The sequence below is a fragment of the Streptomyces sp. NPDC018029 genome, assembly GCF_044327655.1.
Lineage (GTDB): Bacteria > Actinomycetota > Actinomycetes > Streptomycetales > Streptomycetaceae > Streptomyces.
Genome location: NZ_JBIRFV010000003.1, coordinates 280,530 through 303,685, shown reverse-complemented (window position 1 = coordinate 303,685; position 23,156 = coordinate 280,530). Strand labels below are relative to the sequence as shown.

The following is a 23,156-nucleotide window of genomic DNA, read 5'->3' as shown; positions in this document are numbered from 1 at the left end:
TGCCACTCGGAGATCTGCGCCCGGCCCCGGCGCGAAGCAGCACGCTACGGGCTCGGACAGGCCTACGTCCATGTTTGTACAACGCGCAACTACCAGGTGACAGAACGCGGTGTGACAGAAAACGCACCCGCGGCGCTGAAGGAAGTACGGACCGCACGCGGTTCGTACCGTGTGCCGGCCGGGGCCTCTCCTGTGGGGGGTGGCGGCCCCGGCCGGGCACGTTCTTCTCGCGGGGCGCGATCAACAACCACGCGCGCTGTCCGCCACAACGCACGGGTGACCACACCCGAGGCACGCTCGCCCCCGCCAACGCCCAACCCCAACCACCCCGCCCACCTCGTACCGCTGCCCCGCCCTCACCCTTCTTCCCGCGAGCGGCTTCCCCTCGCCCCCGGCCGCCCGACCTCGGGCTTCGCCTAGTCCACGCCCTCGGCGTTCGCCTAGCCCCCGGTCTCGGCCTTCCCCTTGTGGCCGACCTCGGCGTGCGCCTTGCGCAGGCCGACCGACTGGCCCGGGTGCTCGCCGCGCCGGTTGCGCAGGACGCCGTCCGACGTGGCGTGCCCGTGCCGGTGAACACGCCCGGGACGCCATCGACCCCTGCGGCGACGACCAACACCAGCTCCGCCAGCCACCCCGCCTACCGCTTACCGTCGCCCCCGGCCTTGCACTTGACCGCGACCTTGGCCTTCTTCCCGCCCTTGGCATTCGCCTTGCGCCCCACCTTGGCGTTCGCCTAGTCCCCGCCCTCGGCTTCCGTCTTGCCCCGGGCCTTGCTTCCGCCTATCCCCGGCCTTGGCCTTCGCCTTGCGTGCGCCCTCGGCCTTCGCCTTGCCCCCCCTGCCCCGGGCTCCGCCTTGTGTGCCCGCCCTCGGCGTTCGCCTAGTCCCCGCCCCTGGCGTCCGCCTTGCGCCCCGCCTTGCCCCCGGCCCCGGGCTTCGCCTCATGCCCGGCCCCGGCTTCCGTCTTGCCCCGGGCCTTAGCTTCCGCCTTACCCCCGGCCTTGGCCTTCGCCTTGCCCCCGACCTCGGCCTTCCCCTTGCGTCCGCCCTCAGCCTTTGCCTTGCCCCCGGCCTTCTCCCCCGTCTGGGGCTTGCCCTTCGGGTTGCTGGTCTTTTTGGTCCCGGTGTCCGGGGCGGTGGGCTTCTTGTCCCTCTTCTCCGTGTGGTCCTTGCCCGGGTCCTTGTCCTTGTCCTTGTCCCGGGACCTGCCGGGGGCGGGGGGCCTTTCCGTGGTGTCGTCCTTGCTCTTCGGTTTCGTCCTCGGCTTCTCACCGGTTTCGGCCGTGCCGGGGAGGAGGCCGGGGCGGGTGCCTCCCTCGGAGGTCGGGGAGTGGGGGGACGACGGGGCCGGGGTGGGGTGGTCGTGTGGGGGCGGGGGGTCGGAGATCGTGCCCGCGCCTGCGAGGGCCACCCCGCCGAGCAGGCCGCCCGCCAGCACCACGCCCCCGGCCGCCCGGAGCGACATCCGGCTCCGGCGGTCCTCGCGCGGGCGCCAGTCGTCGCGGCGACGCGTCCTCGCCCGGCGGTGCGCGCCCTCGTCGCGGGCCGCCCGGAACGCCGCGACCGCCTCGCGCTGCGCGTCCGTGTCGACCTCGGCGTACGCGCCGGCCCGCACGGCAGCCTCGAGCAGCTCGTGCGTGGCGGTGAGGGAAGGGGGCGGGGGCGGCTTGCCGCCGGGGCCGGCGGCGTCGTCTGCGTTCATCTCGACTCCCCCAGCGTGCCGGAGCCGTCATCCGTCACACCGTCGGGCGTCGCACCGTCGATCCCGAGCCGCTCCCCCAGCTTCCTCAGCCCCCGGTACGCGGCCGTCCGGACCGCCCCCGGGCGCTTGCCGAGGACGCGCGCCGCCGTCGGGCCGTCGAGCCCGACGACCACCCGCAGCAGCACCGCTTCCGCCTGGTCGCGCGGCAGCGTGGCGACCAGGGCGAGCACCCGTTCCGTCGAGATCGCCTCCAGGGCCGACGCCGGCGTGCTGTGCGGGCCCGGCAGTTCGAGCACGTCCTGTTCCAGCGCGGTGGGGCGCGGCCGCGCCTTCTGACGGCGCAGATGGTCGAAGGCCCGGTGCCGGGCGATCGTCGCGGTCCAGCCGCGGAAACCCGCCCCGTCCCCACGGAACCGCCCGAGGTCCCTGGCGATCTCCAGCCACGCCTCGGCGGCGACGTCCTCCGCGGTCTCGCCGTCCGTGCCGACGAGGCCGCGCAGATAGCCCACGAGTCCTGGCTGGACAAGGCGGTACGCGACCGCGAACGCGGCCTCGTCGCCCTCCTGGGCCGCTGCTACGGCCCTGCCCAGCTCCTCGTCGTACGCCTGTGCTCGACGGGGTCCCCCACCCTGGCCCAACCCGCTCCCATCCGCCCGTCTCGGCACGGTGCACCGCGCCCGTGCCTCCACGGTCACCAGCGTCGCCGGGCGCGGAAATGTCACAGCGCGTCGGCGGACGGCCACCTGCCGGAGACCTCACACCTCGAAGAGGCCTCCGCCGCCCCCGGGGCCGATCTCCGAGATGTCGATCGTCTGCCCCGGCGCCGGGGCCACCGCCGCAACCGGCTCGCCGTACTCGGACAGCCGCATCCGCATCGTCCCGCCGTCCTTCTCCGCCTCCAGGCCGAGGAGGTACGGCTTGCCTTCCGCGGCCACGTACACGGCCGTCTCGCTGTCGTCCTCGTGCTCGACGAGCGGGGTGACGTCCTCGCCGTAACGCCGGGTCTTCGGCTGTGCCTTGACGACGTCGTCCGGGCCGGGGCTGCCGGGCATCGCGCTGGTGATCTTGTCGAGGTCGCAGCTGTTCACCGGCATCGAGGGGCCGGCGGCGGCGCCCGTCGGTATCTTCAGGTACTTTCCGCGCGCCAGCGCCGTCCGCTCCTGGACGCGCGCCGCGGTCTCGGGGCCCCGGCTCGCCGCCATCTCACGGATCGCCTGCAGCGACTCGTCGCTGAAGCGTACGTAGGTCGAGCCGCCCCCGATCATGATGAGGTCGCCGCGCTGCATCGGGCCCGCGTCGAAGGAGCCCGTGCAGTTGTTGTCGCGGTCCATGTGCAGCGACACCTTCTGACGGCCCCGCGGGGTGGGCATGTCGACGGCGATGCGCACCGATTCCGCGTCGCGGAGCAGCTTCATGGCCTCGCCGGAGAGCTCCTTGCCGCGTGCCTCGTCGGCGGGCACGACGTCCTCCAAGGTGCCTCCGGAGTACGTCACTTCGCGTTCCGTGCCGCAGGACGTGAGCCCGCCCGCGACCGCGCCCACCGCGACGCAGAGCGCGGCACCCCGCACCCACCGTCCGCCGGTCCCGGCACGGCCCGCCATGCGTTCTCCCACCCGATCCCCCACCCATGTCCCCATGTCACAACTGTCACATCCCCCAGCGCGCCCGCCCGCCCCGATGTCACACCCTCCGCATGCGGGATACATCACGCGACAAATCACCCTCCCCGCTACAACCCTTTGGCCCCTCCGCCGGTCGTACGGACTTGGTTCACCTGAAATTCGTTGAGGAGTGGGGCAATTGATCCCGCGCAAACCGCGTGAAAAGGCCCGTACCACCCATGCGTACAGGCCGCTGAGTCACAAGCGCAGGGCGTGGCTGACGATCGGGGCCGTCGTGCTGGGCGGCGCAGGTGCGGTGACGTACGCGACGGCCGGCCCGAGCAACGGGGAGGGCCCCGGGGCCGATCCGCGTGCCGAGCGCCCGGCGAGCGTGCACGACCTGACGCTGACGGCCGACGGCGCGACGAAGCGCGCACTGCCGCGCACGTCGACCGAGCAGTTCTCGCTCCTCGGTGTCTCCTGGAGCGGTGCCGCCAAGGAGCCGGCGGGCACGGCGCAGGTGCGCACGCGCGCCATCGGGTCCGGCGCGTGGAGCGGCTGGCGGTCGCTCGATCTGGAGCCGCATCCTCCGCAAAGGAGCAAGGCGGGCGCGCGGGTCGCGTCCGACCCGCTCTGGGTCGGCCCGTCGGACGGCGTGGAGGCCCGCGTCGTCGCGGCCGACGGCTCGTCGAGTGCCGGGCTGCCCAAGGGACTTGAGGTCAACCTCGTGGACCCGGGCGTGACGCCCAAGGAGGCGCGGAACCCGTCACTCGACGGCGGTACCGCGGCGAAGGGCACCGCCACCGCGATGACCCCCGTCGCCTTCGCGGCCGACGCCGACACCCGCGCCCCCGACGCCGGGCCGACACCCCCGCCGTCCACGGTCACCAGGCCGCCCGTGATCAGCCGGTCGGCCTGGGGCGCCGACGAGTCCGCCGTCACGGACCCGCCGGAGTACATCGACAAGGTCAAGGCCGTCTTCGTCCACCACACGGCCGGCACGAACGACTACAGCTGCGCCCAGTCCGCGTCGCTGGTGCGCGGCCTCATGACGTACCAGGTGGAGACCGAGGGCCAGAACGACCTCGGCTACAACTTCCTCGTGGACAAGTGCGGCCAGATATTCGAGGGCCGCGGCGGCGGCATCGACGTGCCCGTCCGCGGCGCCCACACCGCCGGCTTCGACGGCGACTCGACGGGCATCGCCGTCCTCGGCGACTTCGAGGGCGACCCGGCGACGGGCAGGGCCGCGGGCCGGCCGACCCGCGCCGCCCTGGAGTCGGTGGCGCGTGTGGCGGCCTGGAAGCTCGGCCAGTACGCGGGCGACCCGGCCGGCAAGGTCACGCTGACCGCGTCCGAGGACACCGGCGTGTGGAAGAAGGACGAGCGGGCCTCGCTCAACACCATCTCGGGCCACCGCGACGGCGCCACGACCGCCTACCCCGGCAAGAACCTGTACGCCAAGCTCGGTGAGATACGCCGGTACGCGGGCAGCGCGGGCCGCAACTCCGCCGTACCGACGGGCGACTACAACCGCGACGGCATCACGGACCTGATCGCCGGCACCCCGAAGGCGTCGTCGAACCGCGGCCGCGTGACGGTCGTGCCCGGCGGCGTGGACGGCCCGGTGGGCGCCTCGAAGATCTCGCTGACGCAGACCAGTCCCGGTGTCCCCGGCAACTCCGAGACCGGCGACGACTGGGGCGCGGCCACGGCGTGGGGCGATCTGAACGGCGACGGTCACGCGGACCTCGTCATCGGCGCCCCCGGCGAGGACGACTCGTCGGGCCACAAGGACCGCGGCGCGGTCACGATGCTGTACGGCCCGAAGTTCACGTCCGGCACGGACATGCAGCTCTCCGCCGACTTCCACTACCCCGGCGCCCGGTTCGGCGCGGCGGTCGCGTCCGGCGACTTCAACGCCGACGGCAAGGCGGACGTCTTCGCCGCGGCGACCGGCACCGGCGGCTCGTGGGCCGCGCGGCTCGACGCCGACCACGCGTCGGGCGGCAGCCTCACCCCGGGCGACACCGCGATCGCCTACCCCGACGCCGCGTCCGGCGACTTCAACCGCGACGGTTACGCGGACGTGGCGCTGACCTACCGCGACCAGGCGGGCAAGGGCAAGGTCGCCTGGTTCAGGGGCGGCAGGTCGGGGCTGAGCCGGGTCGGCGTGCTCTCCGTGCCCGGCGGCCGCTCGGTCGCCGTGGGCGACGTCAACGGCAACGGCTACGACGACCTCGTCATCGGCCAGCCGTACACCTCCGAGTCGGGCGCCCACGCGGGCGGCCAGGTCACGGTGGTCCCCGGCACGTCGACGGGCTTCACGACGACCGGCATGAAGACGGTCCACCAGGCGACGTCCGGCGTCGTCGGCGCGGCCGAGGCGGGCGACGCCATGGGCTGGTCGGTCGCGGCGGGCGACTACAACGCCGACGGCTACGCGGACGTCCTCACCGGCGCGCCCGGCGAGGACATCACCCGCGCCGGCACCAACCGCAAGGACGCGGGCACCTCGCTCCTCCTCAAGGGCTCCGCGTCCGGCCTCACCGGCACGGGCGCGAAGGCCTTCTCCCAGGACGAGCCCGACGTGCCGGGGTCCACGGAGACGGGCGACCGGCTCGGCACCTCGGTGACGCTGGCCGACCTGTCCGGCTCCGGCCGCGCCGACCTGGCCATCGGCGCCGAGGGCGAGGACTCCGGCGACGGCACGATCCTCCAGCTGGACAGCACCGCTTCGGGCGTCCCCGGCGGGAGCGGCGTCTATTACGGGCGTACGTTGCTGGGGACCCCGGCCGGGGCCAAGCTGGGCCAGGCGCTGACGCCGTAGCGGTCCCGCATCCGGTGCGTGGCGCCGCCCTCCCCGGGCCAGCCGGGGGGGGGCGGCGCCTCACGTTTCGCTGGGCACCCTGCACCCCTCGGGCTGCGGCTTGCCCTTGGGCCAGCCGATGCCGACGAACTCCAGCCTTTCGGTGCGCGGGTTCAGCTCCACCACGGCCACGGGCTTGTTGTAGGCGTTGCCCGCGTTGGTCAGACAGATCCAGCCGCTGGTCCCGGGGACGCGGTTGACGGCTTCGAGGCGCTGCCACATGTCGGCGACCCGTTTCAGCGGCGACACCGTGCCCTCGGTCTGGGCATTCGCCAGCACCACGGCCTTGGCGATGGTGCGTACGCCGTCGTGCACCAGCATGGTGCGGGAGTCCTCCAGGCGGACCTCGCCGATGTCCCCGGCGCGCCCGCGCCGGACCAGCGCGCGCAGCGCTTCCAGCTCCGCCCGGGGCTCGGTGAGATGGGCCTTCCGCTCCTTGGCCCCGCCCTGTTTCCTCAGTTCCCGGTCCCAGGCGTCGGGGTGGCCCGGAGCCGCGTACTGCACCTTGATGACGGGTTCCTTGCCGCCGCCGCGCAGCCGGTCCCAGTCGTCGTCCTTCATGTACCGGTTGAGCGTGGCCGCGCCCGACCCGCTGACGATCGTGTACTTCTTCCCCTCGCACTGCACGTCCGCCAGCTTCAGCGCGAAGAGCCGCAGGTGCACGGGGCGGCCCGCGAAGTAGACGTACTTCGCGGTGGACTGGCAGATGTTCTGGGCGATCAGGGTGAAGTCGTTCCCCGTGTCCCCCGGGTCGGTGATCGAGGGGGACTCGAAGGGCTGCTCCTTGGGTCCCGGCGGCCCGTCCTCGTCGCGGCTGAAGGCCGCGGCGAGCGAGTCGTTGTAGATGTCGTGCGGGCGTTTGTCCCTGACCAGGACGGTCTCCTCGTCCTTGAGCCTGCCGTGGAAGCTGGCCAGCGCGTCGGCCTGCTGGCGGTTGGTCGGGATGATGCGGGCGAGGCCGGGATAGGGGTCCTTGCCGGTGCTGTTCTCGGGGTTGGCGAGCTCGTCGGCGCTGACGCGGGCGGCGAGGACGGGGATGTGCAGCTCGTTGGTCAGACGCGCGATGGCCTTCTTCGTCGCCTCCAGGCTGAGGTTGAAGCCGGTGACGGCGCGGAGGTTGTCGCGCTTGTCGGCCGCCATGGCCGCCAGCTGGTCGACGACCCTCTCCTGCTGGGCGTATCCGTCACCGGGGTTGGCGAGGACGAGGCGCAGCAGCGGAGTGGTCTCGTCGCGGTTGGCCCGGTACTGGGCCAGGTAGGCGCCCTGCACCTCGCTGCGGAGCTGTACGCGCTCGGCGGCGAGGTCGGGCTGGAGCGGCAGCATGAGCGCGACGGTGACGTGCGGCTTGTCGCCGACGAACTCCTCGTTCTCCTTGGCGATGGCCCGGGCCACGGCGTCGATCTCCGGCGTGCCGAAGGCGTATCCCGTGCCGTTGACGCCGATGCACTCGCCGCCGTGGCGCTCGACGCCCTTGGCGCAGTTCTCGGGTTCGCCGATCGGCGGCAGCAGCCAGTACAGGAGCGCGGCGGCGGCCGCGACGCCGGCCAGCGTAAGGATCCTGCGCGTCCAGTTGGCCAGGAACGTGTTGTACAGCCAGTTTCCGAACTGTCTCACCGCTGCCCTCCCTTTGCGTCCCGTCACGTCAGCCGAACCCGATGTGCTCCGTGCACACGCACCGCTTCAGCGGCTGCTTGTCCTCGGCCCGGTCCCCCCAGTCGCGGGCCATCCGGATGAGGAGCGCGGCCCCCTCCGCCGCCCTGGCCACGTCGGCGCCCTCCGGCCCCTGGTCGCGCACCGCCTCGTCGGCGGTCTTCGCCAGCTCCTCGCTGAGCTCCCGCAGGGGTCCGCGCAGGACGCCGGGCACGATCTCCTCCAGGGGCCGCGTGCGGTCCTCGGTCAGCCACACCGCGTGCAGCAGCCGGTCGATCCGGCGCCGCAGGGTGTCGCCGTGCACATGGGTCTCGCCGAGGGCCCGGGCGTACCGGTCGTCGTCGGCGCCGATCAGCGCGGCGTCCGCGATGGCGAGCAGTTCCTCGCACCACTCGTCGGCGGGCCGGGTGCGGAAGGCGTCGGCCAGATAGCGGGTGACGAGGTCCGCGCCGTCGGAGGCGAGGAGGTGGTGCATCCGGTGCGCGCCGGCGGTGACGAACAGCGGGTCGGGGTGGCGGTCGCCGAGGTCCCGGTAGTGGCCCTGCAGCAGCGCGTGGTCGGCGTGCCAGGCGGCGCCGCCGGGGCGCAGCCGGTGGAGGCGGCGCGTCAGCAGGCGGCGCAGGCCGAGGTCGCCGATGAAGTGCCGGGGGCAGCGGGGCCAGCCGGTGTCCTCCAGGAGTTCGACGATGCGGTAGGCGTTGAGCTGCTCGGTCCGTCCCTCCTGCACCGCGCGCATCAGGGTCTGGGCGCACTCCACGTCGTGCGCGACCGACAGGTGGGTGAGCAGGTCGAGCCAGTGGCCGCGGTGCTCCGGCGGCAGTTCCTCGGGGCGCTGGCGTACGACGAGTTCGTCGATGAGTACGTCGGCCACCGGGCGGTCGGCGACGGGGCGGCCGTGCTCGTCCTCGGCCGCGGGCACCCGGGCGTCGAGGAGCGCCCAGTCGGTGCACTCCTCCGGCGTCGGGAAGGCCGTCGACACCGCCGCCGCGGTCGCCTCGCCGAGCCGGGTCACGAACAGCGGGCGGCCCCCGCTCAGCCGGTGCACACCGCTGTGGATGCGGAGCCGGACCGCGTTGTCCGGCTGCTCGTGGCCGCCCCGCAACCGGCTGAGCTCGTCCTTCTGCCGGTCGCGGGTGAGCACGGGCATGCGGACGAGGAGGACGCCGCGCCACAGCGGCGCGTGGTCGGGGACTCCGCCCGGCGGGCGGCGCCACTCGGGCAGCACGCCCGTGAAGGGCTGCCAGCTGACCATGCCGTCGTGGCTGCTGCCCGCCCGGTGGAGGAAGCGGCCGCCGTCCTCGCGCCGGGCCGTCGCGAAGATCACCAGACGGTCGAGGTGCCCCCGCTCCCGGTCCTCCAGGGCCGGTTTCACCAGCCGTCGGCCGAGGGCGCCGTCCGCGTGGTCGAGGAGCAGGGCGGGCCGCCCCACCCGCGACATGCGCCCGCGCACCCCGTGATAGGCGGCGTCGATGTCCTGCCGCAGCGCCCGGAACAGGAAGCCCTCGGCGATCCGCCGGGCCTCGCCGCCCTGCTGGAAGTCCTCGCCCAGCGCGCGCAGCCCGGCCTGCGCGCCCCCGCCGGCGCCCGGATATTCGCCGTAGCAGGCCGTGAGGACGGCCCTGCCCTCCGTCGAGGCGCGGGCGAACAGCCCGTCGAGCAGGGCGTTGAGGAAGGGCCCGGCCAGCGGGCTGGTGACGAGCCCCGCCAGATATCCCAGGTAGTTCCTGGCCGTGCCCTTCAGCACACCGCGCCAGAAGGAGCCGGGCGGCAGGATCCCGTCGAGGCGGCTCACCTCGTCCACCAGCGGCGCCGCCCGGGCGAGCCGGTCGCTGGCCGCCACGGCCGCGAGGCCCGCGTACAGCCGCGGCACGGTGATCCCGCCGCCGTCGCCGCTCCAGTCGCCGTACTGCAGGGCGATCTTGCGCAGCACCTCGGTCACTTCCGAACGGCTGCCGGGCCGCTCCTCGGCCTGCTCCCGGTAGTCGGTCAGGGCGCAGTCCAGATGCGCGACGGGGACCCGCGGCCCGAACTGCCGCCTGATGCACCGCAAAAGCCGCCCTTTGCCCATGCCGGGGCCGCCGACGAGAAGGACGACGGGGAGGTCGGGGCCGTAGAGCAGGTCCCGTTTCCGCCCGGCCGCGGTTTTCCCGAGCAGCCGGGCGATCAAGCCGTCGTCGTCCAGCAGCTCGTCGAATCCGAGTTCGTCAGGCACGGGCCTCTCCGCGGCCGGCACGGCCAAGTCTGCGAATGATGGCTCGTCAGGTTAGCTGCGCGGCAAGGGTTTTGGGGAGAGTCACCACCAGCCACCGTTCCGGGGCTCCGCCCGCCGTGGTCGGAGCGGCGGCAGCCACTCTGTTCGCCGTCTCGTCGGGCCCGGCCCCGGCCGCCGGTGTCCGCGTCAGCGACAAGACCATCAGCCTTCCCGGCGGCCGCAGCCAAGCCACCGGAGCAGAACATCCGAGCGGGGCTGATCACAGTCCTCGGCGCGGCACCCGCGCCCGGCGCGACACCACCGCCCGCAGCACCCGGCGGCCCTCCGTGGAGACGTCGAGCGCCTGGCGCAGGCCGCCCGCGGGGCCCGCGCCCTTGTTGGCGAGGAGCTCCAGGATGCGTATCTGGCGGCGGAGTTCGGCCGCGACCAGCGGGGACATGCCGTCCGTGCGGCCCTCGCGGCGCGCCGCCACCGAGCCGGTGCCGGTGGGCTCGGTGTCCAGCAGGCGGTGGACCTGGAGCGCGGCGACGGAGCAGCCGTCGGCCCACTCCCGGAGATCGGCCCCCGCGTGCGCCCGCGGCACCGCGTCGAGCATGCGCCGGGCGAGCGCGGCCGCCTCGCCGGACGTGCCCGGCACCTGCCCCGCCGGGCCGCCCGCGGCGTCGAGCGCCGAGCGCGCGTCGGCCAGCGGCCCGCCCCAGTCGCCGCCATCGGCGAGCCTCGCCCACAGCGGGCGCAGCAGGTCGTCGTCCCCGCCGAGCACCGGAACACACCGGTCCAGGCAGGCGAGCCCACTCGCCGCCAGGCCTCTCTCGTCGGCCTGCGCGATCAGCTCCACCAGGCTCATGCTGTACGTCTCCCCCGTCACGGACCCTGCTCTGCCCCTTACTGCGTGCACCGCCCCGGGAACGTCACTGGGGGACCACGCCCAGTCTGTCGAGGAAGCGGAAGAAGAGCTGCTCCGCGGAGGGCTCCGCCTTCGCGTTCAGTACGTCGAGCAGCGGACCCGCGGGCACCGTCCTGCCCGATTCCGCGGCCCAGGCGACGGCTCGGTGCGCGGCGTCGCGCGGCTCCAGGAAGTAGTCCTCGACGGTCAGTTCGCTGTCGCCGAGGTACCCGGCCATCGCGCGCCGCGCCAGGCACGTGGTCCACGCGCCGCTCTCGGGCGCCGCCGCCTCGACGATCACGCAGGCGCTGTCCATCACGTAACCGAAGAGGGCGGGCGCGCCCGTCTCCCGGGCCAGCGTGTTCATGTTCCCGACGTCACGCGCGCCGTCGCCGCCCGGCACCTCCCACACCTGCCAGCCGTCGGGCCGCCGGTCGAGGAGGGTCAGTTCGTCCCGCAGGCCGTCCCCCGTCGAGAACACCGCGAGCTCCGCGAGCGGCCGCTCACTCCTGCCGACGACGTAGTACCCCCAGTAGCCCATGCCCGTCCCCCCACGCGTTTCGCCCGCTCCGTACCGCGATTTTGTCGCTAACCGACCGTATCGGCGAGTTTCACGAAGTCGGACCAGGTCATGGTGGGTTTCCTGGGGTCCCAGAGCTTCTGCACGGTGGCCCGCAGGGGCATGCGGATGCCCTGGGCGACCTGCTCCTGGCTCTGCGCCCCCGCGAGGTCGCCCCACACCGCGAACGAGCCGCCGAGGATCTGGTGGTCGTACTTCTCGCTCACCGGCCGCGTGCCGCGGACGACCAGCGGGGTCCAGTCCTCGTAGATCCGCTGCCCGGTCGGGTAGCGGAAGGCGTTCGGCTGCCCGAGGACGTAGTAGAGGTACTCGTCGTTGTAATTGACGAGCTTGCGGCCGGCCTTCAGATACTCGTCGGGCTCGCGCGCGCCGATCTCCTTGCCCGTCCAGTAGGCGACCTCCAGGTCGGCGGCGGCCTCGGCGGTCCCGCCCCGGAAGAAGCCGTCGTTCCAGGCCTTCGGCTTCTTCTCGTGCTTGCGCACGGTGTCGGCCCGGTCGTTCAGCCAGCCCGTCGCCAGGTCCTGCACGCGGCCGCCGGGGCCGTAGCGCTCGCGGGCGGCGGCGGCCAGCTGCGGATAGGAGGCCTCGGGGTCCTTGACCGTGAGGGCCTGGTACTCGTCGGCTCCGAGGTGCCAGTACGCGCCGGGGAACAGCTCGGCGTACTCATCGAGCAGCTCGTCGACGATCTTCGCCGCCGCCGGCTTCGAGATGTCGACGGCGCCGCGTGTGGCGCCGCCGCGGGCGTTGCGGAGCTGCAGGGAGGGGTGCTCGCGGATGACCGCGCCGAGGTGTCCTGGCGAGTCGATCTCGGGCACGACGGTGATGTGCCGGCTCGCCGCCAGCTTCAGGATGCGCCGGACCTGGTCCTTGGTGAGGTGGTCGGAGGAGACGATCTCCGGGTGCGAGTCCGACTCGATGCGGAACGCCTGGTCGTCGGAGAAGTGCAGGCCGAGCTGGTTGTACTTGAGGTCGCCGAGCTCGCGTATGCGGTCCTCGATCCACTCCACGTCGAAGTGCTTGCGGGCAATGTCGAGCATGAAGCCGCGCTGCGGCTTGGCCGGCCGGTCCCGCACGACGCCCTCGGGAGCGGTCCTGCCGCCGCTCACCTCCTGCTTGAGGGTGCGGGTCCCGTAGAAGACACCGGCCTCGGCGGGCGCGGCGATCCGGACCTGCTCCCCCTTGACGGAGAGGGTGTACGACTCGGGGCCGCCCGCCTTCGCCGCGTCCTTCGCCCCGTCCTTGGCGCCGTCCGTGAGCGCCAGCTCCACGTCGCCCTTCCCGGGCCGCCCGTCTCCCCCGTACCGCAGCTTCAGCTCACCGGCGAGCAGCCGCCCCTCGTCGGCCAGGCCGTCGTCCCGTATGACCACACGGCCCTTGTTCTCGGCGGGGCGCCAGCCGGGGCCGCGGGCCGCGGTGTGCTCGCGCACGGCCGGGATGGTGGCCGGGGCTTCGGAGAGCTCATAGCTCTTGCTGGGGCTCGGAGCGACGGACGGGGCGGACTTTCCGCCCGCCGGCCGGTTCGCCGCCCCCTCGCCGTCGCCGCCGGGCCAGACCGCCACGGTCAGCACGACGGCGCCGGCGACCGCCGCGCCGCCCGCCGCGGCTATCGGCCCGCGCCTCACCGCGCACCTCGCGGCGCCGCCCTCGCACCCCGTGGTGCCTCCGGCGGCGATGTCCTCGGTGCCGTACCTGAAATCAGCGTCAGAACCAGAGCCATAGATCCACGCTACGACGCGTTCTCACACCCGGCTCGTCCACACTGTGAAGCGAAACTCTCCTATTCGGGTGAAATTCGCTCATCCTTCGGACACCTCTCCGCATGTCTCGATAGCGTTACGTCACCCCCACGCCCTCCCCTGCCGCCCCCTGCCCAGGAGCGCACGCTGCCCCCGCACCAGCCGACCCGGCTCGACGAGCTCAACTCCGCCACTCCGACCGCCGCCGAGGCCGCGCTCCTCACCTGCTGCGGCAGTCGGCGCTGGGCCCGCCGGGTCGCCGCCCACCGTCCCTACCCCGACGTGGACGCGCTGCTCGCGGCGTCCGACGAGGCGGCGTACGACCTGTCGCACGCCGACCTCACCGAGGCCCTGGCCTGCGAACCCCTCGATCCCGCCGTCCCGCGCCAGAGCGTGCCGCCCGCCACCTCCGCGGCCGCCCACACCGCCCTGCGCGCCGCCCACGCCGCGTACGAGAGCCGCTTCGGCCACACCTTCGTCATCTGCCTCGACGACATCGCCCCGGACGAGGCCCTCGACCACCTGCTCGCCGGCATCCGGTCACGCCTCGGCAACGATCCGGAGGACGAGCGCGCCCTCGCCGCCGAGGAAATGCGGCGTCTCGCGCGCGGCCGGCTGGCCCGCCTCGCCCTGGGCCCGGCCCCGGAAACACCCGCAGGACACGCCGTCCGACACGCCGCCCGGGAGAGTCGCCCGCAAACGCGCCCCGATAGCCCGTACGTGCCTGTTTGATTGCCTGTTTGATCACACCTGCGGACCCGGGGCAGGGCTACCGACAACTCGTCGATACGATGACGGGCGGCCGGTGGACCGTACCCGGCCGGGCTCGTCCGACGCCGAAGCCGGCCGGCCCCAACCCCCGCTCCCGGAGGAACTTCCGTGCCGGCTGGAACGCTGTACCGCGGCCGGGAAGGAATGTGGTCCTGGGTGGCTCATCGAGTCACCGGCGTCCTCATCTTCTTCTTCCTGTTCGTGCATGTGCTCGACACCGCTCTCGTCCGCGTCTCCCCGGAGGCGTACGACGATGTCGTCAGCACCTACAAGACGCCGATCGTCGCACTCCTTGAGTACGGCCTGGTCGCCGCCATCCTCTTCCACGCCCTCAACGGCCTGCGCGTCATCGCCGTCGACTTCTGGTCGAAGGGTCCCCGTTACCAGAAGCAGATGCTCTGGACCGTCGTCGGCATCTGGCTCGTCCTGATGGTGGGGGCGCTCTACCCCGTCCTCGGCCACGCCGTCCGCGAAGTCTTCGGGAGCTGACGCCAGACATGTCTGCTGACACCACGCTCGACAAGTCCGCGACGTCCGGAGTGGGCCCCGTCGAGGGCGCCTCGCTCTACGACGTCGACAACCCCGCACCGGTCATCGAGGCGCCCCGCAAGCGCACCGGCAAGACCCCGCGCTCGACCCGCGGCAACTTCGAGATGGCCGCATGGCTCTTCATGCGCCTGTCCGGCGTCGTCCTGGTCGTCCTCGTCCTCGGCCACCTGCTGATCCAGCTGGTGCTCGACGGCGGTGTCTCGAAGATCGGCTTCGCGTTCGTCGCCGGCCGCTGGGCCTCGCCGTTCTGGCAGGTCTGGGACCTGCTGATGCTGTGGCTCGCGATGCTGCACGGCGCCAACGGCCTGCGCACGGTCATCAACGACTACGCGGAGCGCCCGAACACGCGTCTGTGGCTCAAGGGCCTGCTGTACACCGCCACGGTGTTCACCATCCTTCTGGGCACGCTGGTGATCTTCACCTTCGACCCGAACATCCGCTAAAGCCGAGGCGACTTCCGTGAAGATTCACAAGTACGACACCGTCATCGTCGGCGCGGGCGGCGCCGGCATGCGCGCCGCCATCGAGGCGACGAAGCGCAGCCGCACCGCCGTGCTCACCAAGCTCTACCCCACGCGTTCCCACACGGGCGCCGCGCAGGGCGGCATGGCCGCCGCGCTCGCCAACGTGGAGGAGGACAACTGGGAGTGGCACACCTTCGACACGATCAAGGGCGGCGACTACCTGGTCGACCAGGACGCCGCCGAGATCCTGGCGAAGGAGGCCATCGACGCGGTCCTCGACCTGGAGAAGATGGGCCTGCCGTTCAACCGCACCCCGGACGGCACCATCGACCAGCGCCGCTTCGGCGGTCACACGCGTAACCACGGCGAGGCCGCCGTGCGCCGCTCCTGCTACGCCGCGGACCGCACCGGCCACATGATCCTCCAGACGCTCTACCAGAACTGCGTCAAGGAGGGTGTGGAGTTCTTCAACGAGTTCTATGTCCTCGACCAGCTCATCGTCGAGGTCGACGGAGTCAAGAAGAGCGCGGGCGTCGTCGCGTACGAACTGGCCACCGGCGAGATCCACGTCTTCCAGGCCAAGTCCGTGATCTACGCGTCCGGCGGCACCGGCAAATTCTTCAAGGTGACGTCGAACGCGCACACGCTCACCGGTGACGGCCAGGCGGCCTGCTACCGGCGCGGGCTGCCGCTGGAGGACATGGAGTTCTTCCAGTTCCACCCGACCGGCATCTGGCGCATGGGCATCCTGCTGACGGAGGGCGCCCGCGGTGAGGGCGGCATCCTCCGCAACAAGGACGGCGAGCGCTTCATGGAGAAGTACGCGCCGGTCATGAAGGACCTCGCGTCCCGTGACGTCGTCTCGCGCTCCATCTACACGGAGATCCGTGAGGGCCGCGGCTGCGGTCCCGAGGGCGACCACGTCTACCTCGACCTCACGCACCTCCCGCCGGAGCAGCTGGACGCGAAGCTCCCTGACATCACGGAGTTCGCGCGCACCTACCTCGGTATCGAGCCCTACACGGACCCGATCCCGATCCAGCCGACCGCGCACTACGCCATGGGCGGCATCCCGACGAACGTCGAGGGTGAGGTCCTCGCGGACAACACCACGGTCGTCCCGGGCCTGTACGCCGCGGGCGAGGTCGCCTGCGTCTCCGTGCACGGCGCCAACCGCCTCGGCACCAACTCGCTCCTCGACATCAACGTCTTCGGCAAGCGCGCGGGCATCGCCGCCGCCGAGTACGCCGCGAAGAACGACTTCGTCGAGCTCCCGGAGAACCCGGAGGAGCTGGTCGTCTCCCAGGTCGAGCGGCTGCGCGACGCCACGGGCACCGAGCGGGTCGCCGAGCTCCGCAAGGAGCTGCAGGAGACCATGGACGCCAACGTCATGGTGTTCCGCACCGAGCAGACGATCAAGACGGCGGTGGAGAAGATCGCGGAGCTCCGCGAGCGCTACCTCAACGTCTCGATCCAGGACAAGGGCAAGCGGTTCAACACCGACCTCCTGGAGGCCATCGAGCTGGGCAACCTGCTCGACCTCGCCGAGGTCATGGCGCAGTCCGCGCTCGCCCGCAAGGAGTCCCGCGGCGGTCACTACCGCGAGGACTTCCCGAACCGCGACGACGTCAACTTCATGCGCCACACCATGGCGTACCGCGAGGTCGGCGACGACGGCACGGAGACGATCCGTCTCGACTACAAGCCGGTCGTCCAGACCCGCTACCAGCCGATGGAGCGTAAGTACTGATGGCTACCCCGACCCTCGACAAGGAAGACGCCAAGCCCGAGGCGGGCTTCGCCGACTCCCCGTACATCACGATCACCCTGCGCGTCCGCCGCTTCAACCCCGAGGTCTCCGCGGACGCCACCTGGGAAGACTTCCAGCTGGAGATCGACCCCAAGGAGCGTGTCCTCGACGCCCTCCACAAGGTCAAGTGGGACCTGGACGGCACGCTGACGTTCCGCCGCTCCTGCGCGCACGGCATCTGCGGCTCGGACGCCATGCGGATCAACGGCAAGAACCGTCTCGCCTGCAAGACCCTGATCAAGGACATCAACCCGGGCAAGCCGATCACGGTCGAGCCCATCAAGGGTCTGACGGTCCTGAAGGACCTGGTCGTCGACATGGACCCGTTCTTCCAGGCGTACCGCGACGTGATGCCGTTCCTCGTCACGAAGGGCAACGAGCCGACGCGCGAGCGTCTGCAGTCCGCCGAGGACCGCGAGCGCTTCGACGACACGACGAAGTGCATCCTCTGCGCGGCCTGCACGTCGTCGTGCCCGGTCTTCTGGAACGACGGCCAGTACTTCGGCCCCGCGGCGATCGTGAACGCCCACCGCTTCATCTTCGACTCGCGTGACGAGGCGGGCGAGCAGCGCCTCGAGATCCTGAACGACAAGGACGGCGTGTGGCGCTGCCGCACGACGTTCAACTGCACGGACGCGTGCCCGCGCGGCATCGAGGTCACGAAGGCGATCCAGGAGGTCAAGCGCGCCCTGATCACGCGCCGCTACTGATCTCGCACCGTTTCTGGTCCGACCGGGCCCCGCTCCTTCTGGGAGCGGGGCCCGGTCGCGTTTCGGCTCGCGATGGTGAACAGGGCGAAGAGGTGACGGCGGGGCGGCGGGGGCGGCGATGTCGTAGCTCACATCCCGCGCTGATTGCCGCCCTTTTTTGTCCGCACAAATCCCGCAACACCCCTCCCGGACAAGGCGAAACGGGCTTGGCGCTGCCACCGGCCCCCCGGATAGCGTGAGTTCACACAAAGCAACTTCCGCCTCTTGCGTCTCCTCGGACGTCCACATCCAGTATTCGATCATCAGGAGTCCAGAGTGAACCGGCCCACCCGTCTCGTGACGGCCGCGCTGACCGTGTCCGCAGCCCTGCTGTTGACCGCGTGTGGTTCGGGAGGAGGTGACGGCGGGGCCTCCGACAAGATCGAGGGGGCCGACGGCGGCCGGCAGCCCAAGGCGTCGCCGAGCGCCCGGCCGGACGGTGCCGGGCGGCCCGAGGTGAAGCTGCCGGGCTCGTTCAAGGCCGACTTCGTGGGGTGGCACAACAGCGACCCGAAGAAGCAGGCGATCCTGGACGACGGCAGGGAACGCCTGAAGGCGGAGTACGCGGCCGTCATCGACGCCGACCCGCAGGCCGGAGCGGTGAGCTTCTACACCTCGCAGCAGGCCCTGAAGTCCTCCAGGACGTACATCAAGGGGTACGTGGACAACAACCACACGCTGGTCGGCGCCGCGAGGGTGTTCAACCCGCAGGTGAGCCTCTCCGACGCCGGTGGCGTGCTCTTCTACTGCGTGGACGAGAGCAAGGGCTACACCGAGGACCGCAAAACGAAGAAGCGGACGGGCACACCCGACGACGTGAACCCCGTCCTCCAGTACCGCACCACTCTGAAGAAGACGCCCGAAGGGGTGTGGAGCACCGTTTCCCTGGAGACGGAGCGCGGGGGGTGCGACAAGTGACGGGGGCGCTGAAGCGGTCTGTCCCGCTGCTGGTCACGGCGGCTCTCGCGCTCGGCGCCTGCCCGGCGACGGCGTACGCGTTCGGTGAGGACGCGGACCACCCGCCCGCCGGACGGCCCGGCGGACCGTCCGGCGGCGCTTCCGGCAACTCGCTCACGGCGGGCGTCGGCACCAGCGTCACGGTGAAGCAGGTCAGCGGTGGCAAGGGCGGTTCGTCGAACAAGCCCATCGTGGCGGTCGACCCGAACTGGAAGCCGCCCTCCTGCTGGTACGAACCCGTGGCGTCGCCCGAGGAGTTGAAGGACAGCGTCGAGAAGCTCAAGAAGGGCGGCGACCTGGTCCATGTGACGCCCTCGCTCAGCTGGGGCGAACAGCTCATGGTGGACCACTACGAAAAGGGCAAGGAGCAGTCCGACGGCGCCAAGGGCTACAAGAACTTCAACCTGGGCAAGGACGGCAAGTTCTGGCGCGGGGTCATGAACCCCGACGTCGAGGACACCTTCGAGGCCCGGCAGTGCGAGACGAACCTGTTCTGGCAGGACGCCGCCACGATCCCCGACATCAAGAACGCGCCCACACCGGAGATCCTGGCCGGCTACGCCTACAACAAGGTCAAGGTCCCCGACACCAAGGTCGAACTGAAGCCCGAGGGCAAGTCGACCGTGAACCTGCCCACGTGGGTGTGGCTGGACAAGGGGAAGTTCGAGCCGGTGAAGGTCCGCGCCGAGCTTCCGGGCACGGGCCTCTGGGCCGAGACCACCGCCAAGCCCGTCAGCCTGCACCTGGACCCCGGCACGTCGGACGCCGAGACCTTCCCCGCCGACGGCGAGTGCGCGGTCGAAGACGACGGCAGCATCGGCACCCCGTACACGAAGGGCTCCTCGAAGGAGGACCCGCCGTGCGGCATCAGGTACCTGCGGCCCACGAACGGCGAGCCGTTCCGGATGAAGGCCTCCATCACCTGGCAGATCACCTGGGAGGGCAACGACGGCGCCGGCGGCGACCTGCCCGACGGCACCTTCGACGGGACGCAGGACGTCGCCGTCCAGGAGGTCCAGTCGATCAACCGCTAGTACCGACGGTGGGACATTGGGCGCCGGGGGGGCGCGCCTGCGCCGGTGCGGCCGCCCCCGGCCTACCCTGACGGAATGTCAGACAACCAGTCGGTCGGCCTGTCCGCTGACCAGTCCGCAGAGCTTCTCGGCTTCGACAACGTCCTGTTTCCCGTCGGCGACCTGGGCGAGGCCGTCGGCTTCTACGAGCGGGCCGGGTTCCCCGTCGCCTTCCGCCTCGACGAGATCGGGCTCGCCATCCTGAAGGTGGGCAAGGAGACACCGGGCGTGCTGCTGCGCGTGGAGGACGGCATCGTCCCGCGCACGCCCTCGTGGCCCTCGCCCCGCCTCTGGCTGGAGGTCAGGGACGCCCGCGCGAAGGGGCAGGCGCTGGCGGCCGCCGGGGTACCGCTGCTCGCCGAGCCGTTCTCCGTGGCCACCGGGTGGACCGTGGAGATCGCCGACCCGTGGGGCAATGTCGTCGGATTCGCCGACTACCTCAAGCGACCGGAACTCGCGCGCAGCTTCTGACCGGGGCCGGCGCGCGGCTCCTGACCGTGGCCGGCGCGCGGCTCCTGAGGCGCTGGGTTATCGCCGGCCCGCCCCGCCGTCCGCCTCCGTCGCCGAGCCGGACACCACCCGTGCGGGCGGGGACGACGCCGTCAGAGCTGGCTGAGGATCGTCGGGTCCGTGATCTTGTCGTCCCTGGCCAGCATCATCGCCTTGCTGAGGATGACCGCCAGCGTCCGGTCGCCCTCGAAGGGCAGATATCCGGTGCCGCTCACGGGCGCCCCCGACGCCGAGGGGACTATGCACACGTACTGGTCCGAGGGCGTCCGCAGGATGTTCCCCGACCCCAGGTGGATCTTGTACGTGTGCAACTCGCCCCGCACGTGCAGGAACCGGCCCTCGACCGTGCACCGGTCGCCTATCGCGAGCCGCGGCACCAGGCGGGCGACCAGGTCCCTGCGTGTCTCCGCGCCCGGCCCGAGCTCCCCGAATCCGTACGCCGTCCAGTATTCGCGGAAGCGTCCCGCGGGGCCGCCGTCCTGCCATGTGGGGTCGTTGCCCACGCTGGCCACGCCCACGAACAGGTCGACGTCGCGCAGGACTTCGCTCAGGACCAGCTCCGGTATCTCCTCCAGGGGCAGCGGGTCGACCGGTTCCCGGCCGTCGGCGAGCCACATGCGGTACTCGCCGCCGCCCGCGTGCGCGGAGTTCTCCGGGGCGTCGATCGGGTAGAAGCGGACCTGGTCGGTGCGGACCCGCAGATAGCTGCCCGCGTCGGTGAGGTCCTCGGTCCAGTTCTCCCCGCCGATGCCCTCGATCCAGTACTCGGCGCGCAGCCCCCACCGCGGCAGCTCCCGCACCGCGGGCGGGTACTCGTCGTCCACACACAGGCGCAGCTTGTTCCGCCAGCCCCGCGCGGCGGCGAGGGAGTTGAACTGGTGCTGGCGCAGGACGTGCGCGGCGAAGCGGTTCGAGTACGTCCCCGTGGTGCGCTCGGCGTCGGTGAGGAGGTACACCTCGCGGTGGGCCTGCTTGAAGGGCTGGGTGATGCCGTGCCGCTCCAGCCAGTCGCGCCAGGCGACGATCTCTGCGGGCTCGTGGCCGACGGGGTGCCAGAGCCGGACCGTCGCCCCGTCCTTCACCGGGTCGTCGGTGAGGGTGCGCAGCTCCCCGTCGGCGTACCCACAGGCGGTGCCGTCGACGGTCCACAGGAGGCGGCGGGCGAGCGTGCCGACCAGGGGGTGGTCGATGAGGCGCTCGCGCCACGCCTCGTACGCCCACTCGCGGCGGGCCAGGAACTGCCGGTCGAGCCGCTCCGCCTGCGCCGAGAGCATCTTGTCGATGTCCTTGACGGCGGCCCTCAGCTCCTTGAGGTCGTCCGGGTGGTCGCGCTTCACGGCGGCGGGCACCGCCTTGACCTGCTTGCCCGCGCCATTGCGCCACCGGAGCGCGGCCTTCGTCCCGGTGATCGTCAACTCGGCCTCGCAGTCGCCGAGCCGGCGCACGGTGTGCCCGACCTCCGTCAGGTCGTACGCCGGGACGGCCAGCTCCTCGACCTCGTCACGGCTCAGCCCGAGCGCCTCGGCACGCGCCTCCAGGCCGGTGTTGATCATCTTGAGCGTGGTCTTGTACGTGACCCGGGAGGCCAGGCGGGACAGTTCGGCGAGGGACTCCTCACCGTCGGCGCGGGCGAGCGCGACGACGCCGGCGTTGGCCACCTTGGGGTTGCGGGGGCCGAGCCCCTGGATCTTGCGCAGGGACGTCTCGACGAGGGCGCCGAGGGTGCGGGCCGACTCCGGGTGGGGCGGGAGCAGCGCGAGGGTCCAGGCGAGGCCGCGGATCGCGTCGGCGTTGAACGGGTCGTATTCGTCGTTCGGCGTGATGGCGTGGCCGTAGGTCAGGAGCGGTTGGGTGCGGGGCGCGCCGACCAGCGCGAGCCATGCCACCAGCGTGCGGCGCACCTTGTCGGGGTCCAGGGACTCGATCAGGGTGCGGGCCGTCTGCTCCCATTTGGGGGTGGGCTTGGCGCTCTTGGCGGTGAGCGCGTGGCGTACGAGCGCGTGCCAGGCGTCATCGAGGCCGGCGAGGTCCTTCAGGGCCCGGTCGGACCAGGGTTCGCCCGGGTTGAGCAGCGGCTCCGACAGTGCCGCGACCACCTTCTTCAGGCGGGCATCGCCGTGCCAGTACTGGACGAGGAGGGTGCGCCGCAGGGCCGCGACGGCGAGCGCGGGCGGGGTGCGGCCGGCCGCCGTCTCGGCCTCGACGAGCGCGAGGGCCTCGCGCGTCGACCGCACGCAGTGCGCCGAGCCGAGCTCCTCCAGGCGCCGGGCACGCTCCGCCGAGAGCGGGTCGCCCGGCAGGTCCTTGCCGATGATCGCGAGCAGCGTGAGGGCGTTGATCCGCGTCGGCGACTCCAGGTGATACGGATTGCTGAGCTCTATGAGGGAGTCCGCGATCCGGTGGCGCTGTTCCTGGGGCAGCCCGTGGACGACGGCGAGGACCTTCTCGCCGTGGTGGCCCCAGTCGTTGTCGTTGGTGATGGCGGTCTTCAGGAGCTCCTCGGCGAGCCCCCGCATGTCGTCGGCGGCGGCGAACCGCTCCACGTTCCGCACGCGCTCCAGGTAGTACATGGCCATCAGCCCCCCGCCAGCGGGACGAGCTTGAGGAAGGTGACCTCCGTGCCGGGTGCCAGGTCGACCTCCGCGTCCAATTCCTCCACCTGCCGCTCACCGACCAGCACCAGGAAGCCGTTGCGCCCGAACGCCTCGACGGCCTGCCGGAACTGCCGCTCGGGATCTATGCGGCGCGGGGTGCGCAGCGCGTATCCGTTCAGTGTCTGCTCCGCGTCCGTGGGCCGGACGAGACCGCGGAAGACACCGGGCGTACTCGCGTTGTACTCCGCGACCTCTTGGAACACCCTTCGCCGGATCACCTCGCGCAGCGCGAGCCGCTCCTCCGCCACATCGAGCCCCCCGCCGGCACGGCGCTCCCCCGCTGTCGTCTCATCGACGAACGTCACCATTCCCATGCCCTCGACAGTAGAGGCCACCACTGACAACGGCCCTCCGCGCCGGTGCTCCCAGCCCCGCACCGGCGCG

Annotated in this window: 19 protein-coding genes; 9 read left to right on the top strand and 10 right to left on the bottom strand. The window is 71.9% G+C overall.

Translation table 11 applies throughout. The annotated features are described in order from the left end of the window. Positions 1-879: 879 nt before the first annotated feature. The 3 genes from ACH4D5_RS09990 to ACH4D5_RS09980 form a co-directional block, all read right to left on the bottom strand. The gene (locus tag ACH4D5_RS09990; RefSeq protein WP_398300454.1) at positions 880-1,701 is read right to left on the bottom strand and encodes a hypothetical protein; all 822 of its coding nucleotides are present in this window, start codon (positions 1,699-1,701) and stop codon (positions 880-882) included. Beyond that, a complete protein-coding gene (locus ACH4D5_RS09985) occupies positions 1,698-2,339 on the bottom strand; it encodes an RNA polymerase sigma factor (RefSeq protein ID WP_398300452.1) in 642 nt (213 codons plus the stop codon). Before ACH4D5_RS09985 ends, ACH4D5_RS09990 begins: the two co-directional genes overlap by 4 nt. A 117-nt stretch (positions 2,340-2,456) precedes the next feature. Next, positions 2,457-3,302, bottom strand: a complete 846-nt coding sequence (locus ACH4D5_RS09980; RefSeq protein WP_398300450.1) for a hypothetical protein — start codon at positions 3,300-3,302, stop codon at positions 2,457-2,459. Positions 3,303-3,501: 199 nt separating this feature from the next. On the opposite strand from ACH4D5_RS09980, the gene ACH4D5_RS09975 reads away from it, so the two are divergent. After that, positions 3,502-6,132 (top strand): FG-GAP-like repeat-containing protein, encoded by a 2,631-nt coding sequence (locus ACH4D5_RS09975; protein WP_398300448.1) that lies wholly within the window; start codon positions 3,502-3,504, stop codon positions 6,130-6,132. Between the two features lie 60 nt (positions 6,133-6,192). Here ACH4D5_RS09975 and ACH4D5_RS09970 read toward each other — a convergent pair whose 3' ends face one another. The 5 genes from ACH4D5_RS09970 to ACH4D5_RS09950 form a co-directional block, all read right to left on the bottom strand. Next, positions 6,193-7,785 (bottom strand): amino acid ABC transporter substrate-binding protein, encoded by a 1,593-nt coding sequence (locus ACH4D5_RS09970; RefSeq protein WP_398300446.1) that lies wholly within the window; start codon positions 7,783-7,785, stop codon positions 6,193-6,195. Between the two features lie 28 nt (positions 7,786-7,813). Continuing rightward, positions 7,814-10,033 (bottom strand): hypothetical protein, encoded by a 2,220-nt coding sequence (locus tag ACH4D5_RS09965; RefSeq protein ID WP_398300444.1) that lies wholly within the window; start codon positions 10,031-10,033, stop codon positions 7,814-7,816. Positions 10,034-10,292: 259 nt separating this feature from the next. Next, positions 10,293-10,880 carry a hypothetical protein gene (locus ACH4D5_RS09960; protein WP_398300443.1) on the bottom strand — a complete coding sequence of 196 codons (588 nt, stop codon included), beginning with the start codon at positions 10,878-10,880 and terminating at the stop codon, positions 10,293-10,295. A 64-nt stretch (positions 10,881-10,944) separates the two neighbouring features. Continuing rightward, entirely contained in the window at positions 10,945-11,460 is a 516-nt protein-coding gene (locus tag ACH4D5_RS09955; protein WP_398300441.1) for a hypothetical protein, read from the bottom strand. A 47-nt stretch (positions 11,461-11,507) separates the two neighbouring features. Next, positions 11,508-13,106: a glycoside hydrolase family 20 protein gene (locus ACH4D5_RS09950; protein ID WP_398301404.1), complete on the bottom strand. Its 1,599-nt coding sequence runs from the start codon at positions 13,104-13,106 to the stop codon at positions 11,508-11,510. Between the two features lie 249 nt (positions 13,107-13,355). On the opposite strand from ACH4D5_RS09950, the gene ACH4D5_RS09945 reads away from it, so the two are divergent. From ACH4D5_RS09945 to ACH4D5_RS09910, 8 genes are all read left to right on the top strand, one after another. Beyond that, positions 13,356-13,967, top strand: a complete 612-nt coding sequence (locus tag ACH4D5_RS09945) for a 2-oxo-4-hydroxy-4-carboxy-5-ureidoimidazoline decarboxylase (protein ID WP_398301402.1) — start codon at positions 13,356-13,358, stop codon at positions 13,965-13,967. 147 nt (positions 13,968-14,114) lie between these two features. Next, positions 14,115-14,495 (top strand): succinate dehydrogenase, cytochrome b556 subunit, encoded by a 381-nt coding sequence (gene sdhC / locus ACH4D5_RS09940; protein ID WP_369214962.1) that lies wholly within the window; start codon positions 14,115-14,117, stop codon positions 14,493-14,495. 8 nt (positions 14,496-14,503) lie between these two features. Next, positions 14,504-14,998 carry a succinate dehydrogenase hydrophobic membrane anchor subunit gene (locus ACH4D5_RS09935; protein WP_398300438.1) on the top strand — a complete coding sequence of 165 codons (495 nt, stop codon included), beginning with the start codon at positions 14,504-14,506 and terminating at the stop codon, positions 14,996-14,998. A gap of 16 nt (positions 14,999-15,014) precedes the next feature. Continuing rightward, on the top strand, positions 15,015-16,769 hold the full coding sequence (gene sdhA, locus ACH4D5_RS09930; protein ID WP_362993247.1) for a succinate dehydrogenase flavoprotein subunit: 1,755 nt from the start codon (positions 15,015-15,017) through the stop codon (positions 16,767-16,769). Beyond that, the gene (locus tag ACH4D5_RS09925) at positions 16,769-17,539 is read left to right on the top strand and encodes a succinate dehydrogenase iron-sulfur subunit (protein ID WP_398300436.1); all 771 of its coding nucleotides are present in this window, start codon (positions 16,769-16,771) and stop codon (positions 17,537-17,539) included. Before sdhA ends, ACH4D5_RS09925 begins: the two co-directional genes overlap by 1 nt. A 315-nt stretch (positions 17,540-17,854) precedes the next feature. Further along, on the top strand, positions 17,855-18,496 hold the full coding sequence (locus tag ACH4D5_RS09920) for a hypothetical protein (RefSeq protein ID WP_398300434.1): 642 nt from the start codon (positions 17,855-17,857) through the stop codon (positions 18,494-18,496). After that, positions 18,484-19,569 (top strand): hypothetical protein, encoded by a 1,086-nt coding sequence (locus ACH4D5_RS09915; RefSeq protein WP_398300432.1) that lies wholly within the window; start codon positions 18,484-18,486, stop codon positions 19,567-19,569. The genes ACH4D5_RS09920 and ACH4D5_RS09915 overlap by 13 nt, the downstream gene beginning before the upstream one ends. Before the next feature lie 99 nt (positions 19,570-19,668). After that, positions 19,669-20,079 carry a VOC family protein gene (locus tag ACH4D5_RS09910; protein WP_398301400.1) on the top strand — a complete coding sequence of 137 codons (411 nt, stop codon included), beginning with the start codon at positions 19,669-19,671 and terminating at the stop codon, positions 20,077-20,079. 131 nt (positions 20,080-20,210) lie between these two features. Here the strand turns inward: ACH4D5_RS09910 and ACH4D5_RS09905 are convergent, their stop codons facing one another. Together ACH4D5_RS09905 and ACH4D5_RS09900 are read right to left on the bottom strand one after the other, a co-directional pair. Continuing rightward, a complete protein-coding gene (locus ACH4D5_RS09905; RefSeq protein ID WP_398300430.1) occupies positions 20,211-22,694 on the bottom strand; it encodes a DUF4132 domain-containing protein in 2,484 nt (827 codons plus the stop codon). Then, positions 22,694-23,086, bottom strand: coding sequence for a hypothetical protein (locus ACH4D5_RS09900; protein ID WP_398300428.1), 393 nt, complete (start codon positions 23,084-23,086; stop codon positions 22,694-22,696). Before ACH4D5_RS09900 ends, ACH4D5_RS09905 begins: the two co-directional genes overlap by 1 nt. Positions 23,087-23,156: the final 70 nt, after the last annotated feature.

Bases quoted from the DNA above. Each gene is read 5' to 3' on its own strand.
- ACH4D5_RS09990 (WP_398300454.1), bottom strand. From the start codon at position 1,701: ATGAACGCAGACGACGCCGCCGGCCCCGGCGGCAAGCCGCCCCCGCCC.
- ACH4D5_RS09980 (WP_398300450.1), bottom strand. From the start codon at position 3,302: ATGGCGGGCCGTGCCGGGACCGGCGGACGGTGGGTGCGGGGTGCCGCG.
- ACH4D5_RS09960 (WP_398300443.1), bottom strand. From the start codon at position 10,880: ATGAGCCTGGTGGAGCTGATCGCGCAGGCCGACGAGAGAGGCCTGGCG.
- ACH4D5_RS09955 (WP_398300441.1), bottom strand. From the start codon at position 11,460: ATGGGCTACTGGGGGTACTACGTCGTCGGCAGGAGTGAGCGGCCGCTC.
- ACH4D5_RS09935 (WP_398300438.1), top strand. From the start codon at position 14,504: ATGTCTGCTGACACCACGCTCGACAAGTCCGCGACGTCCGGAGTGGGC.
- ACH4D5_RS09925 (WP_398300436.1), top strand. From the start codon at position 16,769: ATGGCTACCCCGACCCTCGACAAGGAAGACGCCAAGCCCGAGGCGGGC.
- ACH4D5_RS09905 (WP_398300430.1), bottom strand. From the start codon at position 22,694: ATGGCCATGTACTACCTGGAGCGCGTGCGGAACGTGGAGCGGTTCGCC.
- ACH4D5_RS09900 (WP_398300428.1), bottom strand. From the start codon at position 23,086: ATGGGAATGGTGACGTTCGTCGATGAGACGACAGCGGGGGAGCGCCGT.